Below are 13,662 nucleotides of genomic sequence, written 5' to 3' on the forward strand. Positions count from 1 at the left end.
TGAGACAATGAGACTAAAAGGATTTTCTAATGATTAAATTTGGTACAGGTGGCTGGCGCGCTTTCATTGGTGAAGAGTTCACTAGAGAAAACGTCCGTTTGGTGGCACAAGCGCTCGCTAACATCATTAACAACGAAGATGCAGCCAAGAATGGGTTTGTGATCGGCTATGACCGCCGCTTCCTTTCAGATAAAGCCGCATGTTGGTTTGCAGAAGTACTTGCGGCGAACAACATCAAAGTAAGCTTCATCGATAAGTTTGTTCCAACACCTATCGTGATGTTCCAAGCAAAAGAGATGGGATGCACCTACTCGGCGTGTATTACCGCTTCTCACAACCCCGCTGATTACAATGGTATTAAGGTGTTTATTGAAGGCGGCCGTGATGCCGATGAGATCATCACAGAGAAGATCGAACAGCAAATCGCAACACTAACCAACGAAGACGTTATCCGAGTCGATTTCGAACAGGCGTTAAACGACAAAGAAATCGAGATCATCAACCCAATGAACGACTTTGTTGATTCGATCATCAACTTCATCGATATCGATTCGATCAAGAAAGCTAACCTACGTGTACTGATTGACCCAATGTTTGGCGTGGCAAAAAATGCTCTGCAAACCGTGCTGATTAACGGTCGCTGTGATGTCGACGTCATCAACGATGGCAAAAACCCAGATTTTGGTGGCTTGATGCCATCACCAAATGCTGCAACGCTCTATCGCTTGAAGCACTTAGTTGCAGCAGAAGGCTATGACATTGGCATTGGTACTGATGGTGATGCCGATCGTCTGGGTATTATTGATGAGAAAGGTCACTTTATTCACCCTAACGAAGTACTGCTCCTGCTTTACTACTACTTGCTGGAATACAAAGGCTGGAAGGGCTCTGTCGTTCGTAACATCGCAACCACACATCTACTGGATAAAGTGGCGGCAGATCATGGTGAGAAAAGCTTTGAGGTTCCCGTAGGCTTTAAGCATATCAGCTCGCAAATGGAAGCTGATGATTCTCTGATTGGCGGCGAAAGTTCGGGTGGTTTAACCATTCGTGGTCACATCAAAGGTAAGGATGGCGTATTTGCTTCAAGCTTACTGGTTGAGATGATCAGTGTGACAGGCAAGAAGCTGTCTGAATTACTTGATGAGATTTACTCTAAATATGGCTATGCCTACACCGCAGAAGGCGATTGTAAGTTTAAACCTTCAGAGAAAGAAGCGATCTACACTAAGATCTACGTCGAGAAGCAACTGCCTGAATTTGAATACGAAATTGAAAAAGTCAGCTATGAAGATGGTGCCAAGGTGTACTTCAAGAATGGCGGCTGGGTAATTGCTCGCTTCTCAGGAACAGAGCCGTTACTACGAATCTTCGCAGAAATGGAAGATAAAGACACTGCAGAACGTGTTCTTCAAAAAGTGAAAGACTTCCTCTCTCTATAGGCTTATAGAGTGCAGCAGTTTTGTATGGGACTTAACAAATCACTGCCTTGTTAAAGCCTATAAGTGAAGAACTCTTGCCCAGTACTTTGTTTAAAGTGCTGGGCTTTTTTATCGCGATTCTTGTAACGATTAGTATCGCGTTATATCTCTTTAAAAAGCCAATACGCCTTTGGTATCCACTTTTACGTTGACCGGCATACCCACTTCAAGTGCTTCTGACGAGGTTGCTAATAACTTCTGACCATGTGCTTCGATTACATAACGACAGTGATCGCCCATAAATTGCTGCTCGAGCACTGAAATAGCACTATCTTGCTCGTAACTTGCTTGTATATGCTGGGGTCTTAGCAGAAGCTCACATGTATTGCCGAACTCAATCTCCGTTTGCGGTTTGGCTTCAACCATACCCAAACTGGTTTCAAATTCATGCTCTGAAATACGCTGTGCATTAAGGTAGCTACCGCCGCCCAAAAAGTCTGCAACGAACTTACTCGAAGGATGGAAATACAACTCAGATGCCGAACCATATTGCTCAATCACACCATGGTTCATTACTGCCATTTTATCTGCAAATGCGAACGCTTCTTCACGGCTGTGAGTTACGAAGATAGCTGTAACCCCCTGCTTCTTAAAGATCTTACGAATCTGAGAAATCAGCTCATGACGAACCTGAGTATCGATGTTTGAGAATGGTTCATCTAACAGTAGTAAGTCTGGCTTGTACGCCAAAGAGCGAGCAATAGCGACACGCTGTTGTTGGCCACCTGAAAGTTGGTGTGGGTAGCGGTCACCGTACTCATCTAAGTGAACCAGCTCCAGCATCTCTTGAACCTTGTCTTTCTTTTGCTGCTCAGAAAGGTCTTTCAAGCCAAAGCCGACATTCTGGTTTACCGTCAGGTGCGGAAACAGGGCGTAATCTTGGAAAATCATACCAATGTTACGCTGCTCTGGTGGCAGCCAATTCTCGCCATCATCAATGGTTTGACAGTTCAAACTCATCACACCGCTACTTAATGGAAGTAAGCCCGCAATCGCCTTCAGTAAGGTCGTTTTACCGCAGCCACTCGCACCAAGAAGACAAACAATTTCACCATGCTCAACTTCTAACGAGAGCGCTTCCAAAATGGTTTGCGACTCATACTTACAAGTCAGATCTTTAATTGATAATGCACAACTCATTAGTTTTTCTGCTCCAAGGAACGGTTTACGATGATCAGAGGAATTAAACCCACCAACACCAATAATACAGCAGGCATCGCCGCCAACTCTAGGTGCTCATCTGAGGCATAGTTATAAACATAAGTCGCCAATGTTTCGAAGTTGAAAGGACGCAGCAGCAATGCCGCATTCAACTCTTTCATTGATTCGATAAACACAAGTAAACCAGCGATCAATGCGCCACGTTTAATCAAAGGTAAATGAACACGGCGTAACATCTGATTGGTATTGCAACCCATGGTTTTCGAGGCCATATCCAATGAAGGGGATACTTTACTCAAGCTGCTTTCAATACTGCCAATTGCCACTGCAGAGAAACGTACGACCATGGCAAAAATTAGCGCGAACATGGAGCCAGAGAAGATCAAACCGGGTCGCCCCCACTCCATCACTTTCGCAATGTCATTGACCAAGTGATCCATGAACAAAACAGGTACCATCACACCAATCGCTAACACGGTGCCTGGGACGGCATAGCCCATCGAAGCGAGGCGCATATAAGCCTGATTTTTCTTGCTCGGGCTAACGCGTTGGTTAAAGTTAACAATCATCGCGATAATCACACCAATAATCGCAGCAGCTACCGAAACGTAAAGGCTGTTGATGGCATATTCTCTGAATTCAGGGGTCCAGCTTTGAGCAAAATATTTGTAGGCGTAAATAATGAGCTGGCCAAGAGGGAATAAGAACGCAACGCAAACTAATCCCCAGCACCAAAATAGTGCCAGCCATTTTTTCCAACCAGAAAGGTCGTAACGAAAATCTTCGCGGCTGCTGAACTGATTCTGGAATAGCTTCTGCTTACGGCGACTGTACCGCTCTGAGCTCAACAGTAGGATCACGATAACCAGCATGATTGCCGATATTTTCGCTGCTGCCGTTAAGCTTGAGTAGCCTAGCCAAGTATCATAAACCGCAGTCGTTAGAGTATTTACCGCAAAGTAACTCACGGTACCAAAATCACCGATGGTTTCCATAGCAACAAGCGATAAACCGACCGCCATTGATGGACGAACAAGTGGTAAGGAGATACGACGGAAGCTTTCCCAAGGTGAGCATTTTAGCAAACGAGCGGATTGCAATAAGGAGACGTTTTGCTCCATAAATGCCGCGCGGCACAGCAAATACACATAAGGATAGAGAACGAGAGACAGAACAATAATAGCGCCGGATAAGGTTCTAATATCCGGAAACCAATACTCACCGGGTCCCCACCCAGTAAAATCTCGCAGTAAAACCTGAACAGGACCAGCAAAGTCGAACCAATCGGTAAAGATATAGCCAACAATATAGCCTGGCATTGCTAATGGCAGGACGAGTGCCCACTGCAAAACACGCTCTCCCGGAACACGGCACATTGCCATAACCCAAGCCGACGGAATACCAAAAACTAAAGACAGGAACATGGTTCCTATGACTAAAACCACCGTATTGTAGGCATAGGTAGGCATCACTGTGGACATCAGATGAGAAAATAGCTCATCCGTTTCTCCAACAGCCGTCGTAAAAATCGCTAAGATCGGTAAAACCAGTAATACAGCAATAATGCTGCTACTGGTGTTCCATAAATAATTCTTTTCTTTCATCGCCTAACTACAACGAGGCTTAATGAAACACAAATGCATTTGCAAATACATCTCATATCCTTTTAATGGTGGGGTTATTTATACCCATATACTCTAATGACTTCAAGGTGAGATGCTAATAACTCAAGGGATCAACGGGGTGCTTTGTATCAAAAAGTGATTTTCCAATAACAAACAACCCCAAGTAGCCAAAATGGCGACTTGAGGTTGTCATTTTACTTAGGCCGAAGCCTACCGTAATAAATTATAGATCGAACTTAACTTCGTCTAATAGCTTGATTGCAGCCGCGTGGTGGTTTGCAATTTCATCTAGAGAAATAGTATCCGCTTTGAACTCACCCCATGAAGCAACAAGCTCAGAAGGTTTAACGTCTGCTTTCACTGGGTATTCGTAGTTCACTTCTGCGTACATGCTTTGTGCTGTGTTACCAGATAGGAATTCCATCAGCTTAACTGCATTCTCTTCATTTGGAGAGTATTTAGCCATTGCCATACCAGAGATGTTTACGTGAGTACCCGTTGTTTCTTGGTTAGGGAAGTTAATGTAAACAGAGTCAGCCCAAGCTTTTTGCTCTTTATCATTAACCATCTTACCTAGGTAGTAGCTGTTACCAAGAGCAACATCACATAGACCTTCTTTAATCGCTTTAACTTGCGCGCGGTCGTTACCTTGAGGCTTACGTGCTAGGTTTGCTTTTACGCCTTCTAGCCATTCTTTCGTTTCAGCTTCACCTTTGTGAGCAATCATCGAAGATACTAGAGAAACATTGTATGGGTGCTTACCGCTACGAGTACAGATTTTGCCTTTAAATTCAGGCTTAGTTAGATCTTCGTAAGTGAACTCTTCACCTAGACGACCAACACGGTCACGTGAAGAATAAACGCTACGTGTACGAGTTGTTAGAGCGAACCATTCGTTATCTGTATCTTGGTATTGAGCAGGGATGTTCTTTTCAAGTACATCGCTCTCTACAGATTGAACTAGACCTTGTTTAGTTAGTTCAGATAGACGGCTGATATCTACAGTTAAGACAACGTCAGCTGGGCTGTATTCACCCTCTTGAGCTAACTTCTCTGCTAAACCTTTTTTAGCAAACTTAACGTTTACTTTAATGCCAGTCTCTTTTGTGAACTCTTTGAACATTGGCTCAACAAGGAAAGGTTGACGGTAAGAGTATACGTTTACTTCTTCCGCAGCCATTGCTGTCGGGGCAATTACACCACACGCTAGAGCTGAAAGTGTTAGCAGTTTCTTCATTGTAAAATCCTTTATATCGAAATGATAATGTCTATCAGTTGCGTTATTATATTCATCATTAACATAATTACAATGACGACCAACAAAAAATCCGTCTACTCAGACCATTTAAACTCTCACTTTTGTAACAAACCATTTCAACTTTGTGTCTTGTCATCCCCCTTAAACAATGAGCCTAACTTCAACGCTCGTGTTTATATATTGTTCAACCGTAAATACAACAAAGCCCCGCAACAAGAGTTACGGGGCTTTCTTTGTCCAACCTAACCCATTCAGATTAGGCGACGACTGTTGATTATTTTACTGATACAAACTCAGGGTAAGCGCCGACACCACAATCGTGCATGTCCATACCTTCAAGTTCTTCATCTTCCGTTACTCGGATACCGATTGTTGCTTTAAGCACTGCCCATACTGCTAAGCTAGCACCGAATACCCATGCAAAGATTACTGCTGCACCTAATAGTTGAGCACCAAACGTTGCATCAGCGTTGCTTAGTGGCACAGCCATTAGACCGAAGAAACCACATACACCGTGTACAGAGATTGCACCTACTGGATCATCAATCTTAGCTTTGTCTAGAGCGATGATGCTGAATACAACCAATGCACCAGATACCGAACCAATCGCTACAGCAAATAGAGGTGATGGTGATAGAGGGTCTGCAGTGATTGCTACTAGGCCAGCTAACGCGCCGTTAAGAATCATTGTTAGGTCTGCTTTACCCCAAGTTGTTTTACATACTAGTAGTGCTGCAATTGCGCCTGCTGCTGCTGCTGCGTTAGTGTTAAGGAAGATTTGACCTACTGCTGTTGCGTTCTCAAAATCCGAAACCATCAGTTGAGAACCGCCGTTGAAACCGAACCAACCAAACCAAAGGATAAATGTACCTAGCGTTGCAAGTGGCATGTTTGAACCAGGAATCGGGTAGATTTCACCGTTCTTACCGTATTTACCTTTACGAGCACCGAGTAGTAGAACACCAGCTAACGCTGCTGCTGCACCAGCCATGTGTACGATACCTGAACCTGCGAAGTCACTGAAACCCGCTTCTGATAGGAAACCGCCGCCCCAAGTCCAGTAACCTTCAACTGGGTAAATGAACGCTGTTAGTACTACAGAGAAGATTAGGAATGACCAAAGCTTCATACGCTCAGCAACCGCACCAGATACTACAGACATTGCTGTTGCAACGAATACTACCTGGAAGAAGAAGTCTGATTCTAGAGAGTGGTCTGCGCCTTCACCTTGTGTACCAATTAGAGTACCAAATGATGGCAACCAACCGCCTTCACCGTTGTCGACATACATGATGTTGTAACCAACCACTAAGAAAGCTGTACAAGCAATTGCGTACAAACAGATGTTCTTAGTTAAAATTTCTGTGGTGTTCTTTGAACGAACTAGGCCAGCTTCTAACATCGCGAAGCCTGCTGCCATCCACATTACCAACGCACCTGAAATGAGGAAGAAAAAAGTGTCTAGTGCGTAACGTAGTTCCGTTACTGTTGTTGTAAGTTCCATATTAAAGTCTCCAGTCCTTGTAATTCTTTAAAGTGCTTCAGCATCCATTTCACCAGTACGAATTCGTACGGCTTGGCTTAGGTCATACACAAAAATTTTGCCGTCGCCGATTTTTCCGGTGTGTGCCGCTTGGCTAATCGCTTCAACAACTCGGTCAACATTTTCAGCTTGGGTAGCAATCTCTAGCTTCACCTTTGGTAGGAAATCCACTTGGTACTCTGCACCACGATACAATTCAGTGTGTCCCTTCTGACGACCAAAGCCTTTCACTTCAGAAACAGTCATACCTTCAATACCCACATCAGAGAGCGCTTCGCGTACATCGTCTAATTTGAATGGCTTAACAATGGCATTTATTAATTTCATATTCGTTCCTTAAATTCTTACTTAATCCGTTAATTCTCTTATTACAATCCAAGTAGCGTGCCAAAAAGTTAAGTGGTTGATTTTAAATAAGATGAAGATAATAAGGTCGTAATAACGAAAAAGGCCGCACCAATATGGTGCGGCCTTTTCACTATCTTAATGCGTGATGCTCTTATTGCTCCAGTTTTGGGCAACGGAGCCTTCAAAGCTCTGAGTGACTAACAAATAGGTATTAGAGACTAGGGCGTGTTGACCTTTCGCGGTTAAATTTTGTTCGAGACAAAAGCGTTTTAATCGCGGCGAGGGAGAAGTAGCCTAGTCATTCTAAGCAAATCTCCCTCAACAAAGAGTAAAACGCTTTTAGCCGAACCCTTCGGGCAGCGTTTGCTGGTCATTTCTACTACGTTATCGGCTTCTCATGTAGGCTAGCTACACATCGATGCCTCTGCCTTGCATAAATACCCAGCAACTCGCTGCAAAAATCAGCTCGAAAGATCAACACGCCCTAGTAACCTAAAAAATCCATCCAGCGTTCGATGAGCAGTTCGAAATCGTCGATTCCGCAGCTTGCTTGGCTTTCACAATTATAGAAGTCGAATTCACTGCCCTCTTCCATCTCTTGCTCATGCGCTAACACGTTTTCTTGAATCGTTACTTCATCTTCATTGATCGCAAGGCTAATCTCTTTGCCAAGCAACGTCACTTCATTATTCAGATCCTGTCGAGATTGCTCAATCAACGCCATCACATGATCTAATTTCTGCTTATCTTTACCGATCTCTTCTTGAAGCCAACGGCCAACAATCTCATGGCCCATACTGCATTTCACATAGTATTCACCCATTAGAGTGTTTCTAGTAAATTCGAATTCCATAAGGCTCCAAAGCTCTAATAAAAAGAGACTCAATAAAAGGTTGTGGCAAAAATGAGGCGAGAGTATATAGCGAAGTCATCAAGAGATCGAGTCGCTCGTCGTCCAGTATTCAGACATAAAAAAACGCCTTCTACGAATAGAAGGCGTTCAATCAGTTACTTAGTCAGTCAAGCGATTACGCTGGTTCTTGGAAGATAACAGTGTCTGCTTTTTCCGTGTACTGACCCATTTTATGGAAGTTCAGGTAACGGTATGTATCAGCAGCCGTTGCATTAATCTTCTCAGCGTACTCTAAGTACTCTTCTTTCGTTGGGATGCGACCTAGAATCGCACCAACAGCAGAAAGCTCAGCAGAAGCCAGATACACGTTCGCGCCATTACCTAAGCGGTTCGGGAAGTTACGCGTTGACGTAGACATAACCGTCGAAGCATCAGCAACACGAGCTTGGTTACCCATACATAGTGAACAACCAGGAGTTTCGATACGTACCCCAGCACGACCGAAGATGCCGTAATAGCCTTCTTCTGTCAGTTGGTCTTTATCCATCTTCGTTGGCGGAGCCACCCATAGGCGAGTATTTAGCGAGCCGTTAAACTCTTCTAGCATCTTACCTGCAGCACGGAAGTGACCGATGTTGGTCATACAAGAACCGATAAACACTTCTTGAATCTCAGTGCCTTGAACGTCAGAAAGAAGACGAGCATCATCTGGATCGTTTGGTGCACATAGGATTGGTTGATCGATGTCAGCAAGATCAATCTCGATAACGTGCGCGTATTCCGCATCTGAATCAGCAGATAGCAACTCAGGGTTCGCTACCCACTCTTCCATTGCCGTGATACGACGCTCAATCGTACGAACATCACCGTAACCTTCAGCAATCATCCACTTAAGCATCACGATATTCGAGTTCAGGTACTCATCGATAGACTCTTGAGATAGCTTAACCGTACAACCTGCAGCAGAACGCTCAGCAGATGCATCAGAAAGTTCAAATGCTTGCTCAACAGATAGGTGCTCAACGCCTTCAATTTCTAGTACACGACCAGAGAATTCATTGATCTTACCTGCTTTCTCTACCGTTAGTAGACCTTGCTTGATACCGTAAAGAGGAATGGCATGTACTAGGTCACGTAGCGTGATACCCGGTTGCATTTCACCTTTAAAGCGAACCAAAATAGATTCAGGCATATCAAGAGGCATAACGCCTGTTGCTGCAGCAAATGCTACTAAGCCAGACCCCGCAGGGAATGAAATACCTAGAGGGAAACGAGTATGCGAGTCACCACCTGTACCTACAGTATCAGGAAGAAGCATACGGTTTAGCCATGAGTGGATAACGCCATCACCCGGACGAAGTGAAACACCCGCACGGTTCATGATGAAATCAGGTAGCGTATGGTGAGTGTTTACATCGACTGGTTTAGGGTATGCCGATGTGTGACAGAAAGACTGCATTACAAGGTCTGCAGAGAAACCAAGACACGCCAGATCTTTAAGCTCATCACGAGTCATAGGACCGGTCGTATCTTGAGAACCGACTGTCGTCATTTTAGGTTCACAGTACTGACCAGCACGCACACCTTCAACGCCGCATGCTTTACCAACCATCTTCTGAGCTAGCGTGTAGCCTTTATCGGATGCAGATGGATCGATTGGTTTAGCAAACAGATCCGTTTCAGCTAGACCTAGAGCGTCACGAGCACGACCCGTTAGACCACGACCGATGATCAGTGGAATACGACCACCAGCACGCACTTCATCAAGAAGTACTTTGCTTAGCTCAAAGTTTGAAATCACAGAACCGTTCTTGTGAACAACACCTTCGTACGGGTAGATATCAATGATATCGCCCATGTTCATGTCTTGTACGTTCAGTTCAATGGGTAGTGCGCCTGAATCTTCCATTGTGTTGTAGAAGATTGGTGCAATTTTACCACCAAGACAAACACCGCCAGTACGCTTGTTTGGTACGAATGGGATATCTTCACCCATGAACCAAAGTACTGAGTTTGTTGCCGATTTACGTGAAGAACCTGTACCAACAACATCACCAACGTAAGCCAGTGGAATGCCATCTTTTTGCATTTCTTCAATTTGATTGATTGGGCCAACGCTACCCTGTTCATCAGGAGTAATGCCATCACGTTCCATCTTCAGCATCGCTTTCGCGTGTACTGGGATATCAGGACGTGACCATGCATCAGGCGCTGGAGATAGGTCATCGGTGTTCGTTTCACCAGTGACTTTAAATACTTTTACTGTAATTTTTTCTGCTACTTTATCTTTCGCTGTAAACCATTCAGCATCAGCCCAAGATTGAAGTACTTGTTGTGCAGCAGCATTGCCAGCTTTCGCTTTCTCTTCTACGTCATAGAACGCATCGAACATCAGTAGAGTATGAGATAGAGCTTTAACAGCGATTGGAGCAAGCTCAGCATCGTCTAGTAGAGATACTAGAGATTCGATGTTGTAGCCGCCTTGCATTGTACCAAGCAGTTCTGCAGCTTTTGCTTTGCTTACTAGTGGAGAAGCTACTTCACCTTTAGTGATAGCCGTAAGAAAGCCAGCTTTTACGTAAGCAGCTTCATCTACACCCGGTGGAATGCGATTTTCTAGTAGGTCAAGAATGATTTCTTCTTCACCTTGAGGTGGATTCTTCAGAAGTTCAACTAGGCCAGCTACCTGCTCAGCATCTAGTGGTTTTGGAACAACTCCTTCGGCAGCACGTTCTTCGACGTGTTTACGGTAGGCTTCAAGCACGACTTTTTTCCTCTCATTGCGGTTCACTTCTTCCCTTCATAATTGTTAGTAAAATAAAGAAGTGAACATCCTTGGAAACTTGGCTCTCCATTGCCATTTTTGTCATTCAATTTGTATTGATGAGCGGCGTCATAGAGGCCAAACTGTGGGCGGTAGAATAGCAAATTTAACGTTAAATTAAAATCTTATCATTTTGACCAACATAGCAAGTTAAGACGAAAGTCCCACTATTTTTGCCTAATTACGCACTTAAATGGCGACTCTGCGCATGATTATTTGTAGGACGTACCTACAATCAGATACACCGAATCGAAATTATCTTCGGTTCGGCCATAAGCTAAAATGATCGGCCCGATTGGTGAATCGACACCTGCGAAAACAGAACCCGCGGTGTACATTGGCGCTTCATCAATACTCAAATCATTGTTCGACCAAACACCACCATGCTCAATGGATGCACCCACGTAGAATGGTGATTCAAAGAGGCCGAAGTCATTTTCAAACCACTTATAACGATAAATAAGGCTGGTGTAGGCCAAGTTCTGACCAATCATACTATTCCTTGGAATACCTGACAGGTTTAAGAAGCCACCAAGCTCTTTGGGATCGATTGGAAAAACAGAGTTTTTACTTTCTACAATGCCGTAATCAAGCTTTGCGACTAAAGTATGCTTCTCAATACTCTTTGCTGCCATGAAATTGGCCGAAAACTCATAAACCGTATCACTCTCAGACGTTAAATCCGATTCACCAAGAGAGCTGTCATTATCAAAATCATCATGAGAAACGAGGTACTCTAAATCGACAAAGTAACCCTTGGTCGGTAAGCTGAAATTATCCAAAGTATCCAATCGGTAACCCATGAAGCCACCAATACGCTTGTAGCCACCACTGCCCAATGAAGGTAACGAAGAAACCTCAACATCCCCATCTGTATAACGAACACCAAATTTCAGCTCCTGCCACAAGGTTGGTTGATAGCCTAATGCCAATTCACCGACATATTCACTATACGTCATAGGGAGATAATCTTTCGTTACGTCCAGTGTCGGTTCTTCAATATCATCAATATCTGCGGGTAGGTTTCTGTTCTCTTTGCTGTAAACAACCGATGCCGAAGTAAACAGCTTTTGACTCGAAAAGAATGGCGAGTAAAGTTCAGCTTCAATTCGTTTGTCCGTTCCCATCTCGATATTGGTTCTTAGCTCTGCACCATGCTTATTAATATCAGTAAAGTTGGCTGAGACACCGAGCGAGTATTGGCTTGTAGTAGAGAAATCATCCTCAAGAAAGAAACGAAAGTTGAGGTAGTTTGGCCCCCAAGACTTTTCGTTCACATCAACCTGCAGTTGTTCCTCGCCATCTACAGTGTCAAATTCATAAGTCACCAACTCGAATCTATCTAGCGCATAGAGGTCTTGTACTTTAGATTCAATTTCACTGGTCTTCAGAACCTCTCCTGAATCAAGGTTTAAACGGTTTTCGATCAGCTTATCGGAATAGTGGGTATTGTTATTGATAACAACTCGGTCAACGACGGTCTGATCGCCGTGTTTTAGCTGTCTGCGTGCTTTTTGCTTGTCCTCGATATAATGCTGATAATCGGCATTTGAGAGCGATAGCTTAGAAAGTTCATCAGTATGCTGCTTAGCGGCTTCATAGCCCGCGAGGAAAGCCGATGGCATTTTATCAAATTCTGTCGTCTCCATTTCCCCAACATCTGGGCGCAGGAAGACATCATCGTCTGTTAGAGTTTCAGCTTGCTCTTGGGTGCTGCGTTGAACAAGATAATTAGAGAGTTGGTCAGCTGCAGCTAGAAAATTCGTGAAATCATCTTTGCCTTTGTAGTTGGTACTGATATCCACCGCAATGACAATGTCTGCACCCATCGCTCTGGCAACGTCGACTGGCATGTTATTGGTGACACCACCATCAACCAGCATTCGACCATCTAGGGAATAAGGGGGAAGCGCGCCGGGTACTGACATACTCGCCATCATGGCATCAACAAGGTGGCCATGATCGATGACCACCTCTTCAAGTTCGATAATGTCAGTTGCGACTGAACGGTAGGGAATAGCAAGATGGTCAAAAGAGTCGAGTGGAGAGAGGTTACCTGTGGTCTCACGTAGAATACGCAACATATTCTGGCCTTGCACTACCCCTTTCCTAGCTTTGATTTCGCCCCAACCTAAACCGAGATCGGTGTTCAGTTGATAACGGTCTTCATATTCTTTATCACGTACACGGCGATCACTACGGTTAACGCGATCACGATAACCGCGATTCCAATCGACCGTATAGATAAAGCTCTCGATCTCGTCTGCGCTCATCCCTGTCGCATAAAGACCACCAACGTATGAGCCCATACTGGTACCGGTAATGTAATCAACCGGGATTTGCATCTCTTCTAGAGCTTTAAGCACACCAATGTGAGCTGCACCTTTTGCCCCACCACCAGCAAGAACGACAGCAACGGTTGGCCTTTTATGAGCTTGTTCAGCCTGCTGAGATTGATCAATCTGTGTCGCGGTGGATGCAAACAGCTGAAAACTGATCACAGTACCGACAACACCTAAGCCACTCACTAACCAACGAGAAATCATTATTTCAACTGTCCTTGTCATTC

General features: G+C 44.3%; 9 protein-coding genes. 1 reads left to right on the forward strand and 8 read right to left on the reverse strand.

The genetic code is table 11. The features are described 5' to 3' along the window. The first annotated feature begins 29 nt into the window (after nucleotides 1-29). Entirely contained in the window at nucleotides 30-1,442 is a 1,413-nt protein-coding gene (locus MSG35_RS15725) for a phosphoglucomutase/phosphomannomutase family protein (protein WP_061038648.1), read from the forward strand. 150 nt (nucleotides 1,443-1,592) lie between these two features. Here MSG35_RS15725 and MSG35_RS15730 read toward each other — a convergent pair whose 3' ends face one another. The 8 genes from MSG35_RS15730 to MSG35_RS15765 form a co-directional block, all read right to left on the reverse strand. Next, nucleotides 1,593-2,621 carry an ABC transporter ATP-binding protein gene (locus MSG35_RS15730; RefSeq protein ID WP_017059417.1) on the reverse strand — a complete coding sequence of 343 codons (1,029 nt, stop codon included), beginning with the start codon at nucleotides 2,619-2,621 and terminating at the stop codon, nucleotides 1,593-1,595. Then, nucleotides 2,621-4,246, reverse strand: coding sequence for an iron ABC transporter permease (locus MSG35_RS15735; protein WP_248384505.1), 1,626 nt, complete (start codon nucleotides 4,244-4,246; stop codon nucleotides 2,621-2,623). The genes MSG35_RS15730 and MSG35_RS15735 overlap by 1 nt, the downstream gene beginning before the upstream one ends. 244 nt (nucleotides 4,247-4,490) lie before the next feature. Next, on the reverse strand, nucleotides 4,491-5,504 hold the full coding sequence (locus MSG35_RS15740) for a Fe(3+) ABC transporter substrate-binding protein (protein ID WP_016790767.1): 1,014 nt from the start codon (nucleotides 5,502-5,504) through the stop codon (nucleotides 4,491-4,493). A gap of 295 nt (nucleotides 5,505-5,799) precedes the next feature. Further along, nucleotides 5,800-7,029 (reverse strand): ammonium transporter, encoded by a 1,230-nt coding sequence (locus MSG35_RS15745; RefSeq protein ID WP_048605711.1) that lies wholly within the window; start codon nucleotides 7,027-7,029, stop codon nucleotides 5,800-5,802. 27 nt (nucleotides 7,030-7,056) lie between these two features. Then, complete coding sequence (glnK, locus tag MSG35_RS15750) at nucleotides 7,057-7,395, reverse strand: P-II family nitrogen regulator (RefSeq protein ID WP_004738200.1); 339 nt, start codon at nucleotides 7,393-7,395, stop codon at nucleotides 7,057-7,059. A gap of 505 nt (nucleotides 7,396-7,900) precedes the next feature. After that, a complete protein-coding gene (locus MSG35_RS15755) occupies nucleotides 7,901-8,269 on the reverse strand; it encodes a YacL family protein (RefSeq protein WP_248384506.1) in 369 nt (122 codons plus the stop codon). 175 nt (nucleotides 8,270-8,444) lie between these two features. Continuing rightward, nucleotides 8,445-11,033: a bifunctional aconitate hydratase 2/2-methylisocitrate dehydratase gene (acnB, locus tag MSG35_RS15760; protein WP_248384507.1), complete on the reverse strand. Its 2,589-nt coding sequence runs from the start codon at nucleotides 11,031-11,033 to the stop codon at nucleotides 8,445-8,447. Nucleotides 11,034-11,305: 272 nt separating this feature from the next. Then, a complete protein-coding gene (locus tag MSG35_RS15765; protein ID WP_248384508.1) occupies nucleotides 11,306-13,639 on the reverse strand; it encodes a patatin-like phospholipase family protein in 2,334 nt (777 codons plus the stop codon). Between the last annotated feature and the right edge of the window lie 23 nt (nucleotides 13,640-13,662).

It is taken from the genome of Vibrio sp. 1CM23M, from assembly GCF_023161755.1.
In the GTDB taxonomy this organism is placed as follows: domain Bacteria; phylum Pseudomonadota; class Gammaproteobacteria; order Enterobacterales; family Vibrionaceae; genus Vibrio; species Vibrio coralliirubri.

Bases quoted from the DNA above. Each gene is read 5' to 3' on its own strand.
- MSG35_RS15735 (WP_248384505.1), bottom strand. From the start codon at position 4,246: ATGAAAGAAAAGAATTATTTATGGAACACCAGTAGCAGCATTATTGCT.
- MSG35_RS15740 (WP_016790767.1), bottom strand. From the start codon at position 5,504: ATGAAGAAACTGCTAACACTTTCAGCTCTAGCGTGTGGTGTAATTGCC.
- MSG35_RS15755 (WP_248384506.1), bottom strand. From the start codon at position 8,269: ATGGAATTCGAATTTACTAGAAACACTCTAATGGGTGAATACTATGTG.
- MSG35_RS15745 (WP_048605711.1), bottom strand. From the start codon at position 7,029: ATGGAACTTACAACAACAGTAACGGAACTACGTTACGCACTAGACACT.
- glnK (WP_004738200.1), bottom strand. From the start codon at position 7,395: ATGAAATTAATAAATGCCATTGTTAAGCCATTCAAATTAGACGATGTA.
- MSG35_RS15765 (WP_248384508.1), bottom strand. From the start codon at position 13,639: ATGATTTCTCGTTGGTTAGTGAGTGGCTTAGGTGTTGTCGGTACTGTG.
- MSG35_RS15730 (WP_017059417.1), bottom strand. From the start codon at position 2,621: ATGAGTTGTGCATTATCAATTAAAGATCTGACTTGTAAGTATGAGTCG.
- MSG35_RS15725 (WP_061038648.1), top strand. From the start codon at position 30: ATGATTAAATTTGGTACAGGTGGCTGGCGCGCTTTCATTGGTGAAGAG.